The sequence below is a fragment of the Larkinella knui genome (assembly GCF_003858645.1).
Classification (GTDB): Bacteria; Bacteroidota; Bacteroidia; order Cytophagales; family Spirosomataceae; genus Larkinella; species Larkinella knui.
Map to the genome: position 1 here is coordinate 492059 of NZ_RQJP01000004.1, position 23751 is coordinate 515809.

At 53.4% G+C, this 23751-nt stretch carries 17 protein-coding genes; 5 read left to right on the top strand and 12 right to left on the bottom strand.

Annotated elements, in window-relative coordinates:
* Nucleotides 1–64: 64 nt before the first annotated feature.
* Complete coding sequence (locus tag EHT87_RS20515; protein ID WP_124908532.1) at nt 65–634, bottom strand: YceI family protein; 570 nt, start codon at nt 632–634, stop codon at nt 65–67.
* 249 nt (nt 635–883) lie between these two features.
* Between EHT87_RS20515 and EHT87_RS20520 the strand changes: the two genes are divergently transcribed.
* The 3 genes from EHT87_RS20520 to EHT87_RS20530 all read left to right on the top strand — a co-directional run bounded on the left by EHT87_RS20520 (nt 884) and on the right by EHT87_RS20530 (nt 5227).
* Complete coding sequence (locus EHT87_RS20520) at nt 884–2947, top strand: S9 family peptidase (RefSeq protein ID WP_124908533.1); 2064 nt, start codon at nt 884–886, stop codon at nt 2945–2947.
* A 187-nt stretch (nt 2948–3134) separates the two neighbouring features.
* Nucleotides 3135–4040 carry an alpha/beta hydrolase gene (locus EHT87_RS20525; protein ID WP_124908534.1) on the top strand — a complete coding sequence of 302 codons (906 nt, stop codon included), beginning with the start codon at nt 3135–3137 and terminating at the stop codon, nt 4038–4040.
* Nucleotides 4041–4060: 20 nt separating this feature from the next.
* On the top strand, nt 4061–5227 hold the full coding sequence (locus EHT87_RS20530; protein ID WP_124908891.1) for a threonine aldolase family protein: 1167 nt from the start codon (nt 4061–4063) through the stop codon (nt 5225–5227).
* 33 nt (nt 5228–5260) lie between these two features.
* Here the strand turns inward: EHT87_RS20530 and EHT87_RS20535 are convergent, their stop codons facing one another.
* Entirely contained in the window at nt 5261–6151 is an 891-nt protein-coding gene (locus tag EHT87_RS20535) for a DMT family transporter (RefSeq protein ID WP_124908535.1), read from the bottom strand.
* A gap of 138 nt (nt 6152–6289) precedes the next feature.
* Nucleotides 6290–6646, bottom strand: a complete 357-nt coding sequence (locus tag EHT87_RS20540) for a winged helix-turn-helix transcriptional regulator (protein WP_124908536.1) — start codon at nt 6644–6646, stop codon at nt 6290–6292.
* Nucleotides 6647–6773: 127 nt separating this feature from the next.
* Between EHT87_RS20540 and EHT87_RS20545 the strand changes: the two genes are divergently transcribed.
* On the top strand, nt 6774–7730 hold the full coding sequence (locus tag EHT87_RS20545; RefSeq protein ID WP_124908537.1) for an NADP-dependent oxidoreductase: 957 nt from the start codon (nt 6774–6776) through the stop codon (nt 7728–7730).
* 100 nt (nt 7731–7830) lie between these two features.
* On the opposite strand, the gene EHT87_RS20550 is transcribed toward EHT87_RS20545, so the two are convergent.
* Together EHT87_RS20550 and EHT87_RS20555 are read right to left on the bottom strand one after the other, a co-directional pair.
* Nucleotides 7831–8898: a fatty acid desaturase family protein gene (locus EHT87_RS20550; protein WP_124908538.1), complete on the bottom strand. Its 1068-nt coding sequence runs from the start codon at nt 8896–8898 to the stop codon at nt 7831–7833.
* Between the two features lie 90 nt (nt 8899–8988).
* Nucleotides 8989–11460 (bottom strand): TonB-dependent receptor, encoded by a 2472-nt coding sequence (locus EHT87_RS20555; protein ID WP_124908539.1) that lies wholly within the window; start codon nt 11458–11460, stop codon nt 8989–8991.
* Between the two features lie 352 nt (nt 11461–11812).
* Between EHT87_RS20555 and EHT87_RS20560 the strand changes: the two genes are divergently transcribed.
* Complete coding sequence (locus EHT87_RS20560; protein WP_124908540.1) at nt 11813–12943, top strand: J domain-containing protein; 1131 nt, start codon at nt 11813–11815, stop codon at nt 12941–12943.
* Nucleotides 12944–12949: 6 nt separating this feature from the next.
* On the opposite strand, the gene EHT87_RS20565 is transcribed toward EHT87_RS20560, so the two are convergent.
* From EHT87_RS20565 to EHT87_RS20595, 7 genes are all read right to left on the bottom strand, one after another.
* Nucleotides 12950–14509 (bottom strand): ABC transporter permease/substrate-binding protein, encoded by a 1560-nt coding sequence (locus EHT87_RS20565; RefSeq protein ID WP_124908541.1) that lies wholly within the window; start codon nt 14507–14509, stop codon nt 12950–12952.
* Nucleotides 14510–14528: 19 nt separating this feature from the next.
* Nucleotides 14529–15425: a DUF1207 domain-containing protein gene (locus EHT87_RS20570; RefSeq protein WP_124908542.1), complete on the bottom strand. Its 897-nt coding sequence runs from the start codon at nt 15423–15425 to the stop codon at nt 14529–14531.
* A 55-nt stretch (nt 15426–15480) separates the two neighbouring features.
* Nucleotides 15481–16860, bottom strand: coding sequence for a dipeptidase (locus EHT87_RS20575; protein ID WP_124908543.1), 1380 nt, complete (start codon nt 16858–16860; stop codon nt 15481–15483).
* Between the two features lie 104 nt (nt 16861–16964).
* Nucleotides 16965–17624 carry a glycerol-3-phosphate 1-O-acyltransferase PlsY gene (gene plsY, locus EHT87_RS20580; protein WP_124908544.1) on the bottom strand — a complete coding sequence of 220 codons (660 nt, stop codon included), beginning with the start codon at nt 17622–17624 and terminating at the stop codon, nt 16965–16967.
* A gap of 286 nt (nt 17625–17910) precedes the next feature.
* Nucleotides 17911–21096 carry a PVC-type heme-binding CxxCH protein gene (locus tag EHT87_RS20585; protein WP_124908545.1) on the bottom strand — a complete coding sequence of 1062 codons (3186 nt, stop codon included), beginning with the start codon at nt 21094–21096 and terminating at the stop codon, nt 17911–17913.
* Nucleotides 21097–21158: 62 nt separating this feature from the next.
* On the bottom strand, nt 21159–22061 hold the full coding sequence (locus EHT87_RS20590; protein WP_124908546.1) for a ThuA domain-containing protein: 903 nt from the start codon (nt 22059–22061) through the stop codon (nt 21159–21161).
* 175 nt (nt 22062–22236) lie between these two features.
* Entirely contained in the window at nt 22237–23742 is a 1506-nt protein-coding gene (locus EHT87_RS20595; RefSeq protein WP_124908547.1) for a RagB/SusD family nutrient uptake outer membrane protein, read from the bottom strand.
* Between the last annotated feature and the right edge of the window lie 9 nt (nt 23743–23751).

The window sequence follows — 23751 nt, forward strand, 5'->3', positions numbered from 1 at the left end:
TAACAAAAAGGACAAGCCTTTGGCGGGCCTGTCCTTCTCTTTCTTTCAGAACGAATGATAAATCTTATTGCTTGCCAAATTCGGCGTTGGCCCGAATGGTCACTTCTTCGCTCACAATCGCCACCGGCGTGCCGCTTCCGATTCCGAAGTCCGACCGTTTCAGAGTACCGGCAATTTTAAAACCGGCCACGTCTTTCTTGCTCATCGGGTGTTGGATCGGGCCATTGAGCGTAACGTCCAGCGTAACGGGTTTGGTAACGCCGTGCATGGTCAAATCACCCGTCACTTTGTAGTTCTTGCCTTCAACTTTCTTGAATGAATTACTTTTAAACGTCAGGGTGGGGAATTTGGCGGCATCGAAGTATTTCTCACTTTTCAAATCCGAGTCGCGCCGTTCGTTGCCGGTATCGATGCTGTTCACGTCGGCAGTCAGTTCAACAACGGCGTCCGTAAAATCGGGTTTTGATGACGTAATTTTGGCATCGAAGTTCTTGAAATTGCCGTCAACATCCGAAACCAACAAGTGAGTAACCGTAAAACCAACTTTGGCGTGGGCTTTGTCAACGGTCCAGGTTTGGGCGTAGGTGGCTACCGAAGCGAAGAGAAAAGCGGTAAATAGTGTGACTTTTTTCATAAAATTTCAGGCTTTGATTAAAGTATGATTGGTTTTGGAGCGTCTATAATAAGCAAAATTTCTTGTATAGACATGTAAAAGGATGACTTTCTTTATAAACACGATTCCATTCAGCAGAAGAAAGTACCCCTCTATACGTTCGACGGGCGGCATCAATTCCGGTTGGTTATGTGAAGGAAAAACGTAACTTTTGTTCTGGAGTCGGTATCAACCCGGCCCAATTCATCAACCTAAACGATTTACTGTTTCATGCGATTCAAGATTTGCCTGTCGCTTTTGCTGCTCACCGGGACTTTATCCGCCCAAAAACAACCGTTTACCGCTGCACAATTATTCCGGAACGAAACAACTGATCTTCTGCAAACGCTGCCCGCCGTCAAGGGATGGGCCGACGATTCGCATTATCTGCTGACGAAGGGCGAAAAAACCTATGCGGTCGATGTCAAAACCGGTCAGGAAAGTGAACACAAGGAAACCGGTGGCTGGGTGATGTATCCGCCTTTGTCTGCCTCGCCGGATAAAAACGGTCAGAATCTTACGGGTTCGCCCGATGGAAAATGGCTGGCCTACACCCGAGATAGTAAAAACCTTTACCTAACAGATTTAACGACCGGTAAGGAAAAACAACTGACAACCGACGGTTCCGAGACCGTATATAACGGCTACGCAGCCTGGGTGTATTGGGAAGAAGTGCTGGGTCGGGCCACGCAACACAAGGCGTTCTGGTGGTCGCCGGATAGCAAGTACCTGGCTTTCATGCGGTTCGATGAAGCTAAAGTGCCGGTTTTTCCGATCGCCGGAGCCACCGGACAACACGGCTATCTCGAAAGTCAGCGGTATCCGAAACCGGGAGATCCCAACCCGCTGGTGAAAATGGGGATCGTGGAAGTGGCTACCGGAAAAATCGTCTGGGCGGATTACGACGCCAGCGCCGACCATTATTTCGGCACGCCGTTCTGGACCCCGGACTCGAAAGCGCTCTGGATGCAGTGGAAAAACCGGGGGCAGGATACCCTGAAACTGGTTGCGGTCGATCCGGCGACGGGCAGCAAAACCGAGTTGGTCAGTGAGAGCCAGAAAACCTGGGTGGACTGGCTGACGACCGTTCATTTTCTGGGCGACGGCAGGCATTTTATCCGCATGAGCGACGAATCGGGCTGGATGCACCTGTATCTGCATACGATGGATGGCAAACTGAAAAATCCGGTGACGAGCGGGAAGTATACCGTAACGGGCGTTTCGCTCGTCGACTCGAAAAACGGCCTGGTTTATTTCACCGCCCGCAAGGAAAATTCGGCCCGGACGGATCTCTACAAAGTGAAGCTCGACGGCAAGGGACTGCAACGGCTGACGTTTGGCGACTTCAGTCACCAGGTCCAGGTTTCGCCCGGCGGCAGTTACTTCATTACGACGTATTCCAATCTCCAGACCCCGCCCAAAATGGCGCTGGTTGATAAAAATGGCAAGCTGATCAAAGAATTGGGCGATACGAAAGGTGCTGGTTTCGAGAAATTCGATGTCGCCAGAACCGAACTCGTGCGCGTGCCGACAACGGACGGTTTTCAGCTGCCGATGACGATTAAATACCCCACGAATTTTGACGCGAACAAACGCTATCCGGTATTGATCAGTATCTACGGCGGCCCCAATGCCGGGACGGTATACGACCGCTGGGCCTACACTCCGCAATCGCAGTGGTATGCGCAGGACGGCTTGTTGCAGGTCGCCATCGACCACCGGGCTTCGGGGCATTTCGGCAAAACCGGGCAGAATTTTATGCACCGGAACCTGGGCAAGTGGGAGCTGGAAGACTACAGCACGGCGGTAAAGTGGCTGATCGACAAAGGCTTGGCTGATTCGAAAAAAATCGCGATCACCGGCGGGAGTTACGGCGGTTACGTGACGGCGCTGGCCCTGACGCGGGGCGCGGACGTGTTTACGCACGGGATTGCCAACTTCGGCGTCATGGACTGGCAGTTGTATGACACCGAATACGCCGAGCGGTTTATGGATACGCCCGCCGAAAATCCGGAAGGCTACAAAGCAAGCTCCGTGTTGATGTATGCTGACCGGCTGAAAGGCACGCTCCGGATCGTCCACGGAACGATGGACGACAACGTGCACATGCAGAATTCCGTTCAGCTGGTCGATAAGCTGGAGAATCTTGGCAAGCACTTTGAGTTTATGGTGTATCCGGGGGCGCGGCACGGTTTTGGAACACCGGCCAAATCCAAACATGCCCAGGCCGAAACGGCGCGGTTTATTTACCGGTATCTGCTGGAAAAACCGTTTCCGGGAGAGGTGTGGCCGTGACTTCGGTTTGCCTGATTTAAAGAATGAACCTGTTTAAGATCTTATTTTAAATGGAACACGGATTAAACGGATTGAACAGATTTTTCATCTGAGTTAATCTGTTCAATCCGCTTAATCCGTGTTCCCATCACTGTAAAACAACCGCTTCGTTAAGTTACCTTTGCCACTTTCCTAACCCCTTAAAATAATGCTTAAAAAACTTCTTCTAAGCGGCTTTTGCAGCCTTTCAGCTTTTATTAGTATCGCTCAGGAAACGATTCCATTGTATAGCGGGCCGATTCCCAATGCCAAACCGTCGGACGTCAAAGAAGTGAAACGGCCCGACCAGAGTGTCTCGAATGTGGTCGAACCCACCCTTTCCATCTACCTGCCCCCGAAGGAAAAAGCCACGGGTACCGCCGTCATCGTCTGTCCGGGTGGCGGCTACGGCGGGCTGGTGATGAAACGCGAAGGGTTTGATGTGGCCGAAGCCTTCAACAAACTGGGCGTGGCAGCTTTTGTCCTGAAATACCGCCTTCCCAGCGAAAAAACCATGATCGATCCTTCCATCGGGCCGTTGCAGGACGCCCAGCAGGCCATCAAAACCATCCGGCAGCGGGCGAAAGAATGGGGTGTCGATCCGAAAAAAATTGGCATTATGGGGTTTTCAGCCGGTGGCCACCTGGCTTCGACGGCCGGAACGCACTTCAATCAGGCGGTTCTCGAAAACAAGGAAGCGGTTAGCGTCCGGCCGGATTTTATGGTGCTGATTTATCCGGTTATTACCTTTACCGACCAGGTTGCCCACGGCGGTACCCGTAAAAACCTGCTGGGTACTTCGCCAAAACCAGAGCAGATTGCCTTGTATTCCAATGAATTGCAGGTGGACAAGACGACACCGCCGGCTTTCTTGACCCACGGCGCTGATGATACCGTTGTTCCGGTAAAAAACAGTCTTCTGTTCTATGAAGCCCTGCAACAGAACGGGGTCCCTGCCGATTTGCACATTTATACCAAAGGCCAGCACGGGTATCCGAAAACACCAACTTTTGACGAGTGGTTTGGCCGGATTCACCACTGGCTCCTGCAAACCGGTCTGCTTGTTCCGCAGTGATTTTGGCTTATATTCGCTTCATGGAGCATGTCAACCGCCGAAACTTTCTCAAACTCTCTGCCGCAGCCGCCGTTTCAACACCGGCGGCCTTTCCCAAAATCGTTGTTCCGAAAACCGCCAGCCTGGACAAAGCCAGCACCAATGTCGATTTCACAGGTGACGGGATTCATCTCTCACCCGCCGATTATTCGCACTTACTGGCGCAACTGACTGAGAAAGCGACGGTTGTGGCCGATTCCTACTCCCTGCACGGGTGCGTTGAGGAACTCGAAACCAGATTTGCGCGGCTTTTGGGGAAGCCGAGTGCCATCTTTATGCCCACCGGCACACTGGCCAATCACCTGGCCATCCGGGCGTTGGCGGGCAGCAACAGCCGGGTGATCGTGCAGAATGAAAGCCACGTCTACTGCGATACCGGCGATAGTACCCAAACGCTGAGTCAGCTCAATCTGATTCCGTTAGGCGTCAACCAGGCTACGTTTACGCTGGAAGAAGTGCAGGAGGTGCTGCAAAAAACCGCAGCGGGCCGGGTGGCCCGGAAAGTGGGTGTCATTTCGATCGAATCGCCGGTTCGCCGGAAACGCGGGGAGCTTTTCGATCTCCAACAGATGAAACAGATCTGCGATTTTGCGCGTCAGCAGGAGATCAAATTGCACCTCGACGGCGCCCGGCTGTTTCTGGCTTCGGCCTATACCGGTATTTCCCCCGCCAATTATGCCGCCCCGTTCGATACGGTTTATGTCTCGCTCTACAAATATTTCAATGCCGCTTCGGGCGCGATTCTGGCAGGACCGAAGGAACTCATCGAACCGATGTACCACACCCGGCGCATGTTTGGGGCGGGCCTGCCGCAAGCCTGGCCGTATGCGCTGGTGGCGCTGCATTATGCCGACGGTTTTCAGGAACGGTATCAGCAGGCCGTGAAAACCTCCGAAGCACTGATTCAGAAACTGGCCAAACACCCCGGGTTTGAGGTCGAACGGGTTACTTCCGGGACCAATATTTTCTCGCTGGTGGTGAAAGACAAAGACTTGAAAACCTACGCGGAACAGCTTAAAAAGCGGGGCGTTACGGTTTTTCCGCCCGCTAGCCCCACCAATCGACTCATGATGCAGGTCAACGAAACCGCCGGGCGGCTGTCGGCGCAGCAACTGGAACAGATTTTTGTCGAATCGCTACGGAGTTAAGAAGCGGTTTGCATGAGCCAGGCTCAAACGTGGCTATCCTACTTTTTTTGCCAAGTAAATCTGGGCGATCACCAGCATGGCGATGCCGTATTCGATCAGACCAATCGACTCGCCCAGCAGCCAGGAAGAGAAAATCAGCGTTAAAAACGTTTGCAAAAGCTGCACTTGCGAAACCACAGCGACCCCGCCCAGGGCCAGCCCTTTGTACCACGGCACAAAGCCGAAGAGCTGGCTGAGCAGCGTGACATAGATCATTCCCAAAACCGCCGTTTCATGCACGACCACGGGCGGTTGATACCACCATGAAACCGCCGTTGCCGGAAGGCTGACGGGCAGCATCACGACCAGAGCGCAACAGATCACATCGAGTCCGGAAAGGCTTCGGGTGAGTTTCGCGCCCAGTGTATACCCGAAACCCGCCGAAAAAGCGGCTCCCAGCAGCAGGAGATCGGCGGCCTGAAGCCTGACCTGATCGCGCAACAGCACATACGCCAGAACCGTCAAACAACCGCTGGCCGAAATGAGCCAGAAAACCGGTCGGTGCGATTCCCGGTTAATAACGGCGCTTAGAATGGCGGTAATCAGCGGCAGTAACGCTAAAACAAGACCCGCGTGGGCGGAGGACGTGGAGTGCAAGGCCAGGCTGGTCAGCAGCGGAAACCCGAGGGCGACACCCAGCGAAATGCCCGCCAGGATTCGGAAATGCTGTTTAATGAGCGGTAATTTTCCCTGCTGCAACAAAAGAGCGAGCGATACCAGCCCGGCACCTGAAACGCGCCCGAAGCTCAGCAGCCAGGGGTTGAAACTGCCCAGCGCCAGTTTGGTCATCGGCATGGTAAAGCTAAAACAGACGACGCCAACGAAGCCCAGCAACAGACCATATTGTTTAGGCGATAACCCCAAATTGAGAACTTCTACTTTCATGCGCCGAATTTAAGGGGGATAAACCCACCAATCCTATTAAAAGAGCCGGGTCATTTCGCTCGGTGGGCTTCATGCGTTTTCGACACCGGTTTTATACCGGAAATAGCAACCGGTTGCCTCGTAAACGGGCCGCGCCGGTCAATAAAAATCCGTTACGATCGGTAGATTTTTCTTCGTCATTTGTTTTTTGCCCCACTCACAAAGGAGCCCGATTGACGGAATCAGCTCCGTTCCGACCGGCGTAAGCTGGTATTCAACCTTTGGAGGAACTTCGTGATAGACCTTTCGGCTGATCAGTTCATCACCTTCCAGTTCGCGCAGGGCCTGCGTAAGCATCTTGGGGGTAATGTCCGGCATGCTCTTGCGAAGTGCTCCATACCGCATGAGACCACTGCCCAGGTGAAACAGAATCCGTGCCTTGTATTTGCCGCCCATTCGCTGGAAAGCATAGTCAACGGCGCACATCGCTTTGGTTTCAGCAACTTTATTTTTCATTTTTTTTCTTCGTTTCTGACTTAATTCGTCCATTAGTATCAAATTGGTATCTACGTTACCATTCGGTGCATACTTGACGTAAAGATACTACCACTTTACTTTTGCTCCACACTAATTTTAAATGATAATGAAAGCCATTGTTTTGAAACACACCGGAGGAACCGAGAATTTTGCGCTTACCGAACTACCTGCACCGACGATTCAGGAAGACCAGGTTTTGGTCAACGTGAAGGCCATCAGTATCAATCCGGCCGATGTAGCCACTCGGTATAATCAGCATTTTCAGGATTATATATTGAAGTTAAAACCGGGCGAACCGATCGTTCTCGGATGGGATATTGCGGGTAGTGTCGAAGACGTAGGAACGGCCGTTTCGTCGTTCAAAAAGGGAGATGCGGTTTTTGGAATGGTCAACTTTCCGGGACACGGCGACGCTTACGCCGAATACGTGGCGGCACCGGCCAGTCATCTGGCGTTAAAACCCGATACGATTGGTTTTGAAGAAGCCGCAGCCGCCACCATGACCGCTCTGACGGCCTGGCAATCGCTGGTAACGTATGGAAAAGTGAAAACCGGCGACCGGGTTCTGATCCACGGCGCGTCCGGGGGCGTGGGGCATTTCGCCGTGCAGTTTGCAAAACATTTTGGAGCCTACGTGATTGGCTCGGCCTCGGCGCCCCACCGGGATTTTGTGCGTTCGATCGGCGCGGATGAGTTTATCGATTACCAGGCTCAACCTTTTGAGAAGGTCGTAAAAGACGTCGATCTGGTTCTCGACGGCGTGAGCATGACGCAGGAACACATCGAGCGTTCCATTCAGGTGATCAAACCGGGCGGTATTCTGATCAGCTTGCTTTCGGGGTTTGATGACGCCTTCCAGGCCGAATTAACGAAAAGACAACTCCGCGGGCATCGATTGTGGGTCAATTCCGACGGTGCCGACCTAACCGAAATTGCGAAATTGTTACGCACAAAAGAAGTCAAACCGCAGGTGTCCCACCGGTTTGCGTTCCAGGATATGGGCCAGGCGCACGAGTTACTTCAAAACGGCAAGCCAATCGGAAAAGTCGTTGTGACGCTGTAAACCGTCGTGTTGGTGACGTACGGACCCGATCAAAACCGGGTCCGTACGTATTTCGCGTTCAGGCCACTGCCGCTCCTTCAACCCGGCGCGGACGAGCCGTTCAGTCTGCCGCCACCGCCTTGGCCGGGCTCCATTCCAGAATCGGCCGAACCCGGCATTGCATCAACTCGATGATTTCCTGCTCATTCTGAAACGCACCATTCACGTTGACGACGTGGTCAGCCAGCCGCTTGTATTGTTTGCTCAGGAGCAGGCCGAAAACCTGCCCATAGTCGAGCCCTTCAAAAATAATAGCTTTGTTGGATGCGTAGTGGTCGAGGGTCTTGGTGAAGAACTGGGGGTGTTCGCTCCAGTGCATGGCCGGGCGGCAGTGGTGACTGATGTGGTAGCCATCGTTCCAGCACATGCGGTTGTATTTGATGTTGATGCAGGTAATGCTGTTTTTGTAGGCATTGGCGGGATCGTCTTTATCGATAAAAGCGTGCTGGGTCCAGTTGCCGATCATGCCAAAAACCCGCGTCATGACGAATGGAAGCAGAAAAACCACAAGAGTGGCCGGCGCATTGACCCACAGCAGAACAGCCGACATCGTCAGAAAGATAATTTCACCGCTCATGGCTTTCACCGCCATTTTCTGCCGGTTTTTCTTCCGCAGGTAACCAACCAGCGTAATGACACCCAGAAAGAAAAAGTTAGCCAGATAGGTCAGAAATCCCCGGATGCTGTCGCGCCGGTAGGTCATCGTGCTGCTCAAATCCTCGGGCATGTTGTTCTCGGGATGGTGCATGCCAATGTGGTGACTTTGGTAGGTGTCCGGCGACATGCCGAAGAAAAGAGCCAGAAACGTCGGCATGTAATAGTTGAGGCCACTATATTCCCGTTTAAACAGCGGGCGGTGGGCCGCACAATGAACCATCAGGCCAAACGGGCCTTTGTAAATGGCGTAGGAAGCAAAACAGGCGAAGGCCAACACCCACCAAACCCAGCCGGTAATGCCCGGTATGAACAATGAAATCCCCAGCGGAACCAGCGTAAACGTGATTTTCAGCGTCAGATAGAGGAACGGCAAATCACGGCTGTCCCGGATAAACCGCAGTAAAAAACGGTCGGTAGCGGACGATGGTTGGGCAACGGAATTGGGGTCTTTCAGGGCAGGCAGTCTTCTCATTGGCGAATAAATTACGAAATTCGAAAAGTAAGGTAGGCATTTTACCAACAGAACCAAGCCGCTGCCGGATGATTGTTCAGGTGACACCCGTCAACCCTGCTTGCCGTCGTCGTTTGAAATCTTTTTCTTTTCGCGATTCTGCCCGGCGTTCATTTTTCCAAAGCGCCAGTTAACCGACAGCCGGATGTTCCGAATCACGTTGTAGTTGGAACCGTCTGAAATGAAGGTGGGCGTACGGAGCAACGTTACGATGGTATTATACCGGCGAAAAGGATTCTCGAAGTTGGCCGTGACCGTCACTTTTTGCTTTTTAAACTCTTTGCGGCCCGAAAAACCGTAGTAGTAGAAGCCCGACGATTGCCCCTGTAGCTGAATCCGGCGCGAATTGTAGGAGCCGTTGGCCTGAAGGCTGATGTTATTCGGCAACTGAAGCGACGTATTCAGGTTAAACTGATAACTCCAGTTTTCGTTGTTGATGTGTAAGGCCGTGCTGTTCAGAATGTTGTAATTCAGCCCGAACGATCCGCTCAGGTTCCACTGTTTCACCGGCCGCGCCGACCCGAAGAGGTTCAAACCGTAGGTCGAATTCTGGGCAATATTCCGGTAGGTGCTGCTCGAAATACCGCTTGTGTCAACGGTGGTGATGCGCTCGATGGCGTTGTTCGTTTGTCGCCCGAACACCATCGCGTTGATCGAAGTGCCGCCCTTGCTGAAGGTGCTGTAGGACAGCTCGACCGAATGTGCCAGTTCAGGATCTAAATACGGATTACCGGTTTGGATATTTTTCGGGTCGGACGAATTGACGTACGGATTCAGGTAAAAGATGGAGGGCCGCTGAATCCGCTGGCTGTAATTGAGCCGCAGCCGTCGCTCTTCACCAAACCGCTTTGAAACGGTGATGTTTGGCAGAAAATTCTGGTAGCGGTCGTTAAACTTCGTACTGGTCGATATGAAATTGGCGTTGATGGTGGTCATTTCCAGCCGCCCGCCCAGGCTGAAACCCCACATTTTGCTGGTCCGCATCCGAAACGAAGCATACGACGACCACACCAGTTGCTGGTAGTCGAAAGCATTCGCCCGGCTGGGGTCTTCCTGGTAATTGAGCGAACCGTCGGGCGCATTTTCCAGCCGGTAATCACTGCCCACATTGCGCAGAATGGCTTTCGTGCCCATTTCCAGAAGCCGTCGTTTGACGGTTGAAATCGGATAGACATAGTCCGTCTGGAGCGTGAATTCTTTCTGCTGATTGTCGTTGTTGTTGCGCTCCCGGTAGTCGATCACCTCGCTTTCGGGCAGCGGAAACTGATTCAGTGCGTAGTTGCTGTGGTTGTTGTTCTGGTTATACTGGGCCAGAAAGGTGTATTCCTGTTCCTTGCTGCGCCGGAAGGTTTTGGTATAATTGAAATTGACGTCCATATTCCGGTTGCGGTTTTGGGTGTGGTTATACCGCCGGAAATTCTGCGGTTCGTCGGAAGTTACCCGTGTATCGCGCGTAGAATTCGTGTTCCGGCCTTCACCCCCCAGGCTGGCATCGATGCCAATGCGGTTCAGCGTATCGAGGTCATAATCGATACTGACCGAGCCAAAGCCGGATTGACCTTTGTTTTTGTAGGCATTTGTCTGTTCAATGGTACTGATGACCTGGTCGTTCAGCAGGTTTTGCCGAAACGTCCGGGACCCGCCGTAGTAATTATTGATGTTGGCACCCCCGTAGGAGGTGATGCTGAGCTTGTTCTTTTTAAAATTAAAATTACCGCCGAGGTTGTCTCTGCGGCTCCCCACCGACGCATTCAAACCGCCCGTCAGCCCCTGCAACTGGTTTTTCGTGATGATATTGATCACGCCGGCGGTTCCCTCCGCGTCGTATTTAGCCGAGGGGGCTGTGACCACTTCCACCGATTTGATCAATTCGGCCGGGATCATCTGCAGGGCCTCGCTGATGCTGCGGGCCATGATGCTCGACGGTTTGTTGTTAATCAGCACTTTAATGCTGCTGCTGCCTTTCAGCGTCACCGTCCCGTCCGGATCGACCGTCAGCAACGGTACTTTTTTCAGAACGTCGATGGCCGTACCGCCCGCGTTGGTGGCGTCCTTGTCGGCGTTGTAAACCAGGCGGTCGTCCTTGTCTTCGACGAGCGGTTTTTCGGCCGTCACCACCACTTCATTCAGCGTCCGGGAGTCGGTTTGCATCTGCACCACGCCCAGCGCCACTTCAGCTCCTTGCGAGCCGATCGTCACATTGTTGATGGTTTTATTTTCGTACCCAATAAAACTGATCACGACCCGGTACGTCCCCGCATCGACCCCGTTGATGGTAAACTTGCCGGATTCGCCGGTGGTGGTTCCACCGACGATTTTTTCGGTTTGGGGATTCAATAAGGCAACGGTGGCAAATTCGACGGGTTTATTCTGCGCGGCATCCAGTACCGTTCCGCTGATTTTACTTTTTAGGCTGGCCTTGATGTTGGCCTGAATGGCTGGTAAGGGCGGCAGGGTAGCCGGATTTTGTGCCCGAACGTAACCGATGGAACATACTACGAGCGGGAGTAGGATTTTTTTCATACTTCGGGCAACAACTTCGACCAACGAAAGCGGAACTGATAAGGTGACAAGTAAATAGAACGACCAATTTACTAATCAATTTCTAAAATAAATACTAATGTTAGTTACTGGAACTTATACTAATAAGACTACACCGCTTTTGGATTTTTATGCGGTTATTTAGAAGCTGCAAACGTCTGGCAATTGCGCTCTTAACCCATTTCACCTCAAGCCTGCCGGATGGTTCGGATTCCGGAGTTGGCCGGAAAACCGCCATCGGTGCCAGACAGTCGGATCGTGCGTGCTATTCTTTTCCGATATTTTTCCTTCCAGGCCGGTATGTGTACTTTTGCAGATACCTAATTCCGTCCCAATGGAACACCCGGCGCAGCAGATTATCCGAATCGGAAGTACGAAAGACAAGGATACGCTGTCAAAATCCCAGAAGGAGTTTAACCGGCTGACCCGGAAAATCGAAACGCTGGAAAAAGACCTGGTCGACTATCGGGACGCTACAACCCGCATTCAGCAACACATCCAGACCGAACTGCTGCCGTTGCAGACGGAATATCATCAGCAACGGGCGGCTCTGGTTCGGGTTTTCGACCGGGCCCACGATTCGGGTTCCTTCAAAGCCAATGAGCGCAAAAAACTGGTCGACATCATCCTGAATCTGGCTTTTCCCCTGATTTCTGAATACGGTTTTGACGACCTGAAACCGATTTACGACAAATACGATTCCGACGGTTTCGATGCCACCAATGCCGGGGCCGATGATCTGACCACCGAAGCCATGAAAGAGATGTATAGCCGTCTGTTCGGGGTCGATTTTGACGAGGATGCGGACGTGAGTTCCCCCGAAAAAGTGGCGGAACACCTGCGGCAAAAACGGGAAGCGCAGCAAACCGCCAATGAAGAACAGCAGCGACAGACCGAGGAGCGACGCGCCCAACGGCCAAAAACCAAAAAGCAGCTGGAGCGGGAAGCTAAAAAAGAGACGGAAGAACGCAGCATTACAAAAGCCGTTCGGACGGTTTATATGGATCTGGTGAAGGCGTTTCACCCCGATCGGGAACCGGATGAAACCGAAAAGGGGCGCAAAACCGAGGTCATGAAGCGGATTACGGAAGCCTACGAAAAAAGCGACCTGCTGGCGCTGCTGCGGCTGCAACTGGAGTTTAACCGGATCGATCAGAACCACCTCGAAACGCTGGCCGAGGAACAGTTGAAGTATTACAACAAAATTCTGAAACAGCAGACGCAGGAGCTGGAGGAGCAATTGCACAGTCTGCAAGCACAACTTTCGGCTATGAGTGGCCGGTCACATTCGTATGTTTGGTCGCCGATGAGCCTGGAATACCGCTTCAAAGCCGATGTGCAGGAATTGAAACAAGCCATCAAGAGACTCAAAAATGAGCTGAAAGCCTTCCAGGACCCCTCTGTGCTGAGACATTGGCTGAAGTCGTACCGGATTCAGAAAGCCGGGGATTTCGACGGGTTTTAGTAATCCTTACCGTTCCAGATACCGCTTCAAATCCGAAATAGATTGGATGCCCAACTGCTCGGCCTGCGCCCGGCGCATCATCAGTGCGTAGGTGTTGTTGAAGCCCAGCGGAGGCAGCCAGGTCAGGTTGTACCGCTGCTGAAATTGTCGACTTACATACCGGTAGACGGCTTTTCGGTCGGATTTGATCGAATCGGCCAGGGCCGGGGGCGGTTGCAGAATCACGAGCAAACCCGTTCCGGTGTATTCCGGATAAAGATCGATGTCGCCCGCCGTCAGGGCTTCGAAACAGATTTTGGTGCCGCCCAGACCGGTTTTCGTAATGACCTGCAGGGTGGTGCGGTTTTCGAGCAACTGGCGTAGAATCTCGGCCAGAATGTATTGTTCCGTAAAAATCTTGGTGCCGATCACGATCCGGCCCGTGCGTCTGGTTTCCGCAACCGGCAGCAATAAGCCGGTTTTCTGCAGAAACTGCCGGGCCACGGCTTCGGGCGATTCGTGCAGAAAATCCGCCCGGTAGTTCATCTCCGTCATCACCGAATCCGAAAGCCGTCCTTCCAGCAGATGCAGCGTTTTGGGTACGGCGGGATGCTGTTGCAAAACCGCATTTCGGACCACCAGCGCGGCTTCGTAAGGCGGAAACGCGTTTTTATCATCGTCCAGAACCCGCAATTGAAACGCCTTGATCCGCCCGTCGGTCGAATAGCCGCTGATGAGATCGACCTGCTCCCGGAAAATCGCTTCGTACATCAGGTTCTGGTCGATCAATCTGGGCGTCATCTGCAAGCCGTAGGCCTGAACCAGACCCGGATAGCCGTCGGCGCGGCCGTAAAATTCGTGGGCAAAACCGGCCGTCAACTTCGCCTGACGGCCGACCGGCAACCAGTAGAAAGCCGACAGAATGGGAGTAATCAGCAGAAAAAGCAGGGCTACGCGACGGAGGTGAAATCCCTGGACCCGTTGCAAACGGGCGAGGAGAGCGTCGAAGAGAACCGCCAACAAAGCCGCCGGAATGGCCCCCGCCAGCACCATGTTCGTGTTGTTCAACGCAATACCGCCAAAGATAAACTCCCCCAAACCCCCGGCGGCCACGTAAGCCGCCAGCGTAGCGACCCCCACGTTGATGACGGTGGCCGTGCGGATACCGGCAAAAATAACCGGCAGCGCCAGCGGTAATTCGACCCGGATCAGCAACTGCCGGTTGGTCATGCCCATGCCCAAAGCGGCTTCTTTCAGCGTGGGACTCACTTCCCGAATGCCGACGTACGTGTTTCGGACAATCGGCAGCAGCGCGTACAGAAACAGGGCGGCAATGGCGGGCCAGACGCCAATCCCCAAAATCGGAATCAGAAAACCCAGCAAAGCGATGCTCGGAATCGTCTGGAGAACGCCCACGATGCCCAGCATTACCGTGGCCAGGCGTGGGCGGTAGGTGATGACGATGCCCAGCGGCAAACCCACCAGCAAGGCGAGGCACAGCGACAGAAAGGTCAGACCGATGTGCGTCAGAGTTTGTTCGGCCAGTTTGTCCCGTTGTTGAACCAAAAAGTCGAAAAACGCCTGCATGAGTGGATGCCTGGTAAATCTAAATCGGATTAAAATAGACGCCGATACCGAACCAGCGGGTTTTCTGGCTTTCGTAGACGCTGTAGGGCCGGAAACCGGTATAACTCTCCAGCAGGAAAGTCAGGTTGTTGGCGGTTCGGCCCAGTTCCAGGCCCAAACCGGCTTTGATGCCGGGCCGGAAATCGGTTTGCTGCCAGACTTTCAGATCCACTCCGCCAACGAAACGGGCAAACGCCGGCGATGGTTTCCGGTAATAAAAACCGGCCTCTGCGCTGAGTCGCTCGCGTTCTTCCGGTTTTCGCAAGCCAATACCGACGCCCACGTATTTCCGCAAACCGTTTTTCTCGTGGTTGTACGTCACGTCGACCAGCTCGTAATTAACCGGGTTGGGCAGGTAATAGTTGATCTGGTTCCTGAACAGGTAGTCGTCGCCGAGGTGGGAGGACAGGTGATACAACCGCAACCGCCAGCTATGATTCCGGACTTTGATGTTGTAAAGAAAGCTAATGCGGTAATCGGTGTTCATCAACTGACGGCGCTGTTTGTTGAGCTTATCGTCGTGATACACTTCAAATTGCGTAAACGAAGCGACATCAAACGAGAGTTCGCTGCTGCGTTCGGCCGATTTATACCAGCGAATAATCGGTTTCCGGAGTCCAAACGAGAAGGGAACAATGGTGCCGTCGTACTTCTTGCCTTCCGTCCAGTAGCCGGGCAGGACGCTGACACTGGTTTGGGCTTCGAGCGGGTCGAGCAAAATCGGGTCGAAGAGGTGGCCTTTGGGCAGAAATTCCCGGCGTGGAAAATCCGGCCGGATCAACATCGCGTTGCGGATCACCAGCGTGTCGGGCACATCCTGCGCCAACGCACCTGCCCATCCGAGGAGGATAAAGAAAGACAGTAAGTAGGGTTTCATCGCGCAATAAAAACCTCCGGTTTTTAGCCGGAGGAGTCAGAATAACGGGTTGTTTTCAGGCTTCTACGGCCGCTTTTTTCAGTTCGGCGTAGTGCTTGTAGAAATACGGAATGGTTTCAATTCCCTTGTAAAAATTGAACAGACCGTAGCTCTCGTTCGGTGAATGCAGCGCGTCGATGTCCAGGCCAAAACCCATCAGAATGGATTTTACGCCCAGTTCCTGCTCAAACAGGGCCACGATGGGAATGCTGCCTCCGCCCCGGGTCGGAATGGCTTCTTTGCCCCAGGCTTCGCGGAAAGCCCGGCGGGCGGCTTCAAATTCGACCGAATCGGTGGGCGTTACGTACGGCTGGCCACCGTGGTGGGGTGTCACCGTTACCGTCACCGTTGGCGGAGCGATGGAAATGAAGTGTTTGGTAAATAGTTCGGTAATCTCGTCCGGGTCCTGGCGGGGCACCAGCCGCATGCTGATTTTGGCCTGGGCTTTACCGGGCAATACGGTTTTGGCTCCTTCGCCAATGTAACCGCCCCAGATCCCGTTCACGTCGAGCGTGGGCCGGATGGAAGCGCGTTCGGGCGTTGAATAGCCTTCTTCGCCAAAAACCGCTTTAAGCCCCAGATCCCGCTTGTATTCTTCTTCGTCGAAAGGTGCCTCGGCCAATGCCGCCCGTTCGTCGGCGGTCAGATCGTCCACGTTATCGTAAAAACCGGGGATCGTGATGCGGCCTTTGTCGTCGTGCAGCGACGCAATCATCTGACACAGAACGTTGAGCGGGTTATGCACGGCACCGCCGTAGACGCCCGAATGCAAATCGCGGTTGGGTCCAACAACCTCCACTTCGACGTAGGAAAGTCCCCGCAAACCCGCTTCAATCGACGGGACGTCATTGGCAATGATGCTGGTGTCGGAAATCAAGATCACGTCGCATTTGAGTTTTTCGCGGTTGGCGGCCACAAAATTGCCCAGATGGTCGGAGCCGATTTCTTCCTCGCCCTCAATCATCACTTTCACGTTGCAGGGCAAACCGTCGGTGGCCAGCATGGCTTCCAGCGCTTTGACGTGCATGTAAAACTGGCCTTTGTCGTCGCAGGAACCCCGGGCGTAGATGCGCTCGTTGCGGATCGTGGGCTCAAACGGGGGTGTATTCCAGAGTTCGTACGGATCAGCGGGTTGCACGTCGTAGTGGCCGTAAACCAGAACCGTCGGCAGGGCATCGTCGATCAGCTTTTCGGCGTAAACCACCGGATGGCCCGGCGTTTCGTGCAATTCGGCCTTATCCAGACCGGCCGCCGTCAGTTTTTCTTTCACAAACTCCGCTGCCCGGCGCATGTCCGGTTTGAATTTGGAATCGGCGCTGACGGACGGTATCCGCAGCAATTCGAAGAGTTCGTTCAGAAACCGCTCTTTATGTTCCGCAAAATAGGTTGATAACATGGATTTGACGGGTTTTTGTCAGGTTGACAAAGGAAATACTGCAAAAAAATGACGCCCCGAAGTTAATCACTTCGGGGCGTCATGCAATCGGTAGGCCTTGAAACTTATTCTTCGTCTTCTTTCTTTCGGAATTTGATCAGCCGCGTCCGGCTTTCTTCGCCATTCAGCAGGCGGGTGATGTTTTTCTGGTGAGTCAATACCACAAACAGGAAAACCACCACGCCAAAAACAATCAGCAGCGGGTGTTCTTTCTGACCAAAAGCGCGCAGCAGCAACAGAACCGGGAAAGCCAGTGCGGCCATCATCGAACCCAGCGAAACGTACTGCGAAGCAATGACGACAACCAGGAAAATACCGATGCAAACCGCGGCTACTTCGGGGTGAATCGCCAGCACCATGCCCAGCAGCGAGGCCACGCCTTTACCGCCTTTAAAATCGGCCCAGATCGGGAAACAGTGCCCAATAACGGCCACCAGACCAAAAACCAGTTTGAATGTCAGGATTTCGTGGGTGCCGATCACATCGAAGTACCACAGCAGGGAGGAAAGAATCGTGGCGGTATAGCCTTTGAGCACGTCGATCAGCATCACGACCGTGCCGGCGCGTTTGCCCAGAACGCGAAACGTATTGGTGGCCCCGGCATTTCCACTGCCGTATTTGCGAATGTCTAATCCGAAGAAGCCTTCGCCATACCAGACAGCGGTAGGAATGGAACCCAACAAGTAAGCAAGTAACGTCGTTGCAATGATTAATAATACGTTCATTCAAGAAATCTACCGCTTCGGCGGTGCGACTGACATTGAGTAAAATACCAAAACTGCCCTAAAAGGGCGCGCAGAGACTTAAAAGTAGGAATTCTTGGTGGGTAGTGACAACCTATGAACAACAAATCTACAAAAAAAAATGAAATTCTTACCGTTTAATAACACACAAACCGTAGAAAATAGTCATTTAACAACATTTTAATTGCCATGTACCCACGGACTTTAGTCCGTGAGATGCTCAAGTCGATTAGCTTGGATCTCACGGACTAAAGTCCGTGGGTACATTTTATTTCTCCAGCGGATGTTCCTTCAGCAGTTGATCCGGCGAATAAAAATCCTTTTTGCTTTCGGTAGCCGCCCGGACCTGTTTCACTTTGTCAGGCAGGATGGCCGGGGCCTGATTTCCGAACGAATTCCGCACGTACGTCAACACAGCCGCCATTTCCTCATCGTTGAGCAAACCGCCAAAGGGCGTCATGGGCACCTGTCCGGGATAGTTTTTACCCGCTACCTCGATTGGCCCCAAAAGCCCTTTCAAAGCCAGCTTGATGAGACGATCCTCATTGCCCAACACCCACTTATTTGCATTCAGCGGAGGAAAGCCGGAGGCCGCCAGCCCTTTTCCATCGGGTTGATGGCAGGTGGTACAATAGCCTTCCTTGCCATAGATTTCCTTCCCTTTGTTGAACAGGGCCAGTTCCGCGCCTTTTAAACCGGATTTGACCGCTACTTCTTTTTCTGCTTTGAGGTTGACGCCATTCAGGTGCGCAACGGCGGTTTCATAGGCGTGAATCATCCAGTCGTCCAGCGGTTTTTTCTTAGCTTCCGCCAGAATGGGCAGCCCTTTTTCCTTGCCGATCCAGGAAGCCGCCACAATCGCATCCAGTCGAACCCGGCTGTTGTCGTCGCGAACGGCCTGCATCAACAAATCCGCCTGATCCGGCACCTGATGCCCGGTATACCGCACCACCTGAACGGCCGCGGCCCGGGCGTGGTAATCTTTCGCTTTCAGCATTTGCCGCAGCAACGTTTGATCGACTTTGTTCAGGCCCCAGCTGACCCACAACCCTTCCAGAACGTGGTGTTCGTAGCGCGGGTCGTTTTTGTCCAGCTTGGCCACCCACGTTTTGAGCTTTGCCAACACCTGATTGGCATCCCGGCCGCGAAGCTCCCGGCGGGTGCGATACCGGGTGCGGTATTCGGGTAATTTCAGATTGTCCAGCAATTCTTCGATCGTGGCACCGTCTACTTTGGCCGGTTTTACGAGCGGTCGCGACGGGTACGTAATCCGGTAAATCCGTCCGTGCGAGTGGTCGCGCAGCGGATCGCGGGCGTTGTGCTGCATGTGGCCGATCAGAATGTTGTGCCAGTCGATCAGGTACAGCGAACCGTCGGGCGCAAACTCCATGTCAACGGGCCGGAAGTTGCGGTCTTCGCTCACCACCAGGTCCATGCGGTGTTTGCTTTTATAACCCGTTCCGTCGTCCACGAGCGTGTGTTCCTTCATGCCCAGAAAACCGATGGTGTTGTTGATCAGAAGGTCGCCCTGCAACTCATCGGGAAAATGGCGGCTGGAAACAAATTCCAAACCGGAGGTTGGGCGAACGCGGTGGGCTTCTTCGATCAACTGCACCGACTTGTGCGTGGCCTGTCCGTAGCGGGGCAACACCGAACCCGGCATCATCCAGCGAACATCCGGGCTGGAGGTTTCGGCGAAGAACGGCTGTCCCCAGTCGTCGAACGCAATGCCCCATGGATTCGGAATGGAAAGCTGGGCAGTCCGTTCCAGTTTGTGGAGTTGGGGGGCATACCGGTAAAAACCGCCGTTGGTCGCCCGAACGGGTCCGTACGACGTTTCGACGTTGGTGTGCAAAAACACGCCTTCGCCCGAATAGATGGCTCCGGAAGGATCGACGGTAAACGCGTGGCTGTTGTGGTGTGTATCGTGGTCATCGTAACCACTCAGCAGAATTTCGATTTTGTCCGCTTTTTCATCGCCATCCGTATCGGTGAAAAGTTTCAGGTTCGTTCCCTGAGAAACATAAACGCCTTCTTTGGCCAGCTCGAAGCCCAGGGGAAGGTGCAGTTTGTCGGCAAAAACCGTCTGTTTATCGGCCTTTCCGTCATTGTTGGTGTCCTCGAAAATCAGGATTTTGTCGTTGGGTTTGGCATCGCCCGGTTTGTAGTGCGGATAGCTGGGCATCACCGCCACCCAGAGCCGCCCTTTGCCGTCGAACGACATCTGCATCGGTTTGGCCAGATCCGGGAATTCTTCTTCGGAGGCAAACAGTTCGATTTTGTAGCCCGTCGGCACTTTGAGTTTAGCCAGCGCTTCTTTTCCGTAGAGGTACGTCAAACTGCCGTTTTTCTCCGGGTTGTAATTGGTTTTTACCGGCGGCAGGGGCGAGGTATTTTTATCGGCAACCGTCAAATCCAGTTTTTCTCCTTTGGAAGCCGCCAGCCAGACGGCGGTATCCCGAATGGCGGTCAGTTCGCGGATTTTCTGGATTTCGGCCGGGTAATTGTCCTGACCAAACGGATTGTAGCGACGCCCGTAGACGTGAACGCCGTTGGGAATTTTAAAGTCATTGTGCCACATCCAGTTTTTCTCCATCACTGCGTCGTGAATCAGCTTCCGGTTGGCCTGGGCTTTGGGAGCGGCCTTGCCAAAAACCTGATCGACCAGCAGAACGCCCAGCTTTTTATACCCTTCTTCGTTGAGTTGCGAACCGTCGATGGTCAGCGGTTCCTTGCTGTCGGCATACCATTTCTGGGAAGGCGTGAAGGCATCGACAAAGAGCACGTTGTTTTGCCCCGCAACTTCCCGCATGGCGTTGGTATACAGCAGCAGGTTCGCATTTTCCTTTTTGCCGTTTGGCAAATCCATTTTGTCGGACAGGTCTTCAAAGGCGATGGGCGATACGATGGCCAGTTGCGGAGCGGAAGTTCCGTTGTATTTCTGGCTCAGCGTCCACTTGATGAACGCATCCAGCTCGGCTTTGTAATTTTCCAGTTTTTCTTTGCCCTGAAACGATTCGTTATAGCCGAAAAAGGCAATAATCACGTCGGTTTTTAAGCGGGTCAGCCACTGGTCGGGCGTCTCGAAATGGCCTTCGCTTTGGGACGGATTGGCGTATTCGGTCTGAAATTTTTCCGCACCGGGAAAGGCCCAGGGCGAATTCCGGCTCGCGTGGGGCCGAAAACCGGGGGTGTCGCCACCGTCGCACATGTTGCGGATGAACAACTCGTTATCCGGATAGCGGACCTGCAATTCCGTCTCAAAGTTGTCGTAATTCATCATCCTTGACCCCAGATTGTTGCCAAGTAACATGATACGCGACCCTTTTTTGACTTGAATGGGTTCGGCGGCACCGACCGAACCCCGGCTTGATTGAAAGGCACTGAACGCAATGAGACCGAATCCGACGGCGATCAGCAAGCCAATAAGGCTGTTCTTCCTGGGTTTAGACATCTTGATTTTTATAACTTAATACGGTGTACATACGGATTCAGAACGGCGGGGGCCGGGTTCAACTAGCCCACAATGCCCCGGTAAGGCACATTGATGGCTATTTTGCCTTTCCAGCGTTTGGGAACCGGTTTGCCCAGCAGCCAATGGATGGCATTGATGGTCAGGCGCTGAACGCTTTCTTCCTGAAAATCTTCGGGGTGCCCCAGCGTCGTAAAGAAAACCTTCGCCTTGGCTTTGTTGGTCCACGTCCACGCCACCGGGTTATCGATGGCCGGTTTGTCGGGATTGACCGATTTTCCCATCAAAAGGGGCGTCGCATCCTGCGGGGGGTACTCCGGGCGGACCCGGTAGAGCCACGAAGCCGCATGAAAAGCAGGCGCCACGCCCGTTAAAATGGGGTTCTTTGCGGCTTCGGGAATGATGGTTACATCGGTGGTGCTTTTGTGTCCGTAGTGGGTATGACCGGCCTTTCCCCAGCCGGGAGGAGCGCCAAAAGCCCGTTCGCCGAAGGCATTCCATTCTTCGGAAGGGTCTCCTTTCGGGAAATTAAACGCATGGGTGGACGTCCGAAAGCCCATGACCGGTTTGCCGGATTTCAGGTATTCGTCGATGTATTGCAACTGGTCGGGCGGTAATTGCCGCCACCGCAGGAAAAATACCGCCAGATCGGCTTCCCGAAGCGCTTCCAGACCGGGAATATTTTTTTCGGAATTCTGGTTCGGCGACGCCTTGAGCACTTTCGTTCGCATGCCGTAGTTTTTTTCCAGCTCGGCGGCAATCAGCGGCAGCGTCTGTTCGCCACTGTATTCATGGTCGCCCGTAACAAAAACCACATACGGTTTTCCGGCTTTTTTGCCTGGTTTCAGGCGGTTGGCGAGGGCTTCGCTTCCGGCCAGGCTCAGCAAGCCGGCGAGTCCCAGCAGGCCGGAGGTCTGTTGTAAAAAAGCTCTGCGTTTGGTTTTCATGAAAAGTCGGTTTTAGATCCCCGAAGAAACTCTTTATGATAAGTCGATCGATCCCCGAATATACCTATTAATTTAAATTTTAACCCGTTTCCGGGCAGCAAGTCGGGCTTCCGTATCGCTCAGGGATGAATTTGGCGACGCAGAAGCCCGGGCAGGTTTACCAGAAAACGAATCGTCAATAGCCGGTATTCTGTTTCAGCTTGTTATTATTCCGGATTTCAGCCGTTGGAATCGGGAAAAGGAGTTCGCGTTCTTTCAGAACCGGTCCGTACGAAAACTTGTGGCCGACGTAATTTTCGAACGTTTTCGTGGTCACGTTGTAGGCTTTGCGGAGTCGCACCATGTCGAACCAGGTGATATTCTCGAAGCTCAGTTCATACCAGCGCTCTTTCCAGACGGCTTCCCGCAATTTCTCTTTGGTGAGTCCGGTCAGGTTGGGCAAATTGGCCCGCCGTCTGATCTTGTTAATGGCTTCAAACGCTTCGGGGGTTGGGCCGGCGACTTCATTGGCGGCTTCGGCGTAGGTCAGCAACACCTCGGCGTAGCGCATCAGCGGCCAGTTTAGGTCACTGCTGGTGGTGGTCAGATGGGCCGCCGTATCGAAATGTTTGAAGATGTAATAGCCCCCCAAATCCACGGTTTTAGACCGGTTGTCGCTCAGCGAATACGTTCGGTAATAAAACTGCTTTTCTTCGACCCGTTTGTCGCCTTTCTCGTAGGACTCGACAAACTCCTTGTTGGCGAAAATGGCCCCGGTTTCGTCCGAATAGGCCGAAATGCCCTGGTTATACGGAATGATCGACGTCTGCCAGTTGGACGGTTGGATGTTGGCGGCAAACTGGACCATGAAAATATTCTCGCCGATGTTCTTTTTGCTCGGGTCGTGCAGATCGTCGTACGACGGAAACAGGCTGTATTGATTCGACGTAATGACCTCGTTGGCTTTGTCGGCGGCTTTCTTGTAGTACTCTGCCCCTTTTTGCAGCGGAAAACCGGCCATCGTCAGGTAAACGCTGGACAGCAGCGACTTGACGGCCCCCAGCGATACCCGCCCCGACTTGTCCAGATACGGAAGGCCGGATGCTTCGGCCTCGATCAGGTCATCCACAATCACTTTATAAACCGCTTCTTCCGTGGCCTGTTCGGGAACCAGATTTTCCGATGTTAAACCCACCGGTTCGGTAATGACGGGTACTTTCCCAAAAATCCTGACCAGGTTGAAGTAATACCAGGCCCGCAAAAACCGGGCTTCGCCCAAGGCCTTCTTTTTAGCGGCTTCGTCCATCGCAATCGCCGGGATTTTGCCAATGGCGAGGTTGGCGTTTCCGATGCCTTTGTAGCTGGCGACCCAGTAGACCCGACCGTATTCGTTGTCGGACGTGTTGACCAGATTGCGCACAAAAATGCTGTTGACAGCCTGGCCCAGTTCCGTGTTGGCCAGACCGGTCGCAAATTCCAGCATCATCCACGGAGCACCGTTGAAGCCGCCCCCGGTGGTGGTTTTCAGGTTTTCGTAAATCGAATTGACGGCGCTGGTGGCGTGTTCGGGCTTCGTAAAGTAATTTTCAACCGTAAAATTGGACTGATCGGCCTCCTCCAGAAAGTCGGAGCAACCCGCTCCGCTTAGCAGCAGGGCGGTGCAGAGCAGCCATTGGCCGGCGGTTTTTATCGTGATTTTCATCGTGATTCA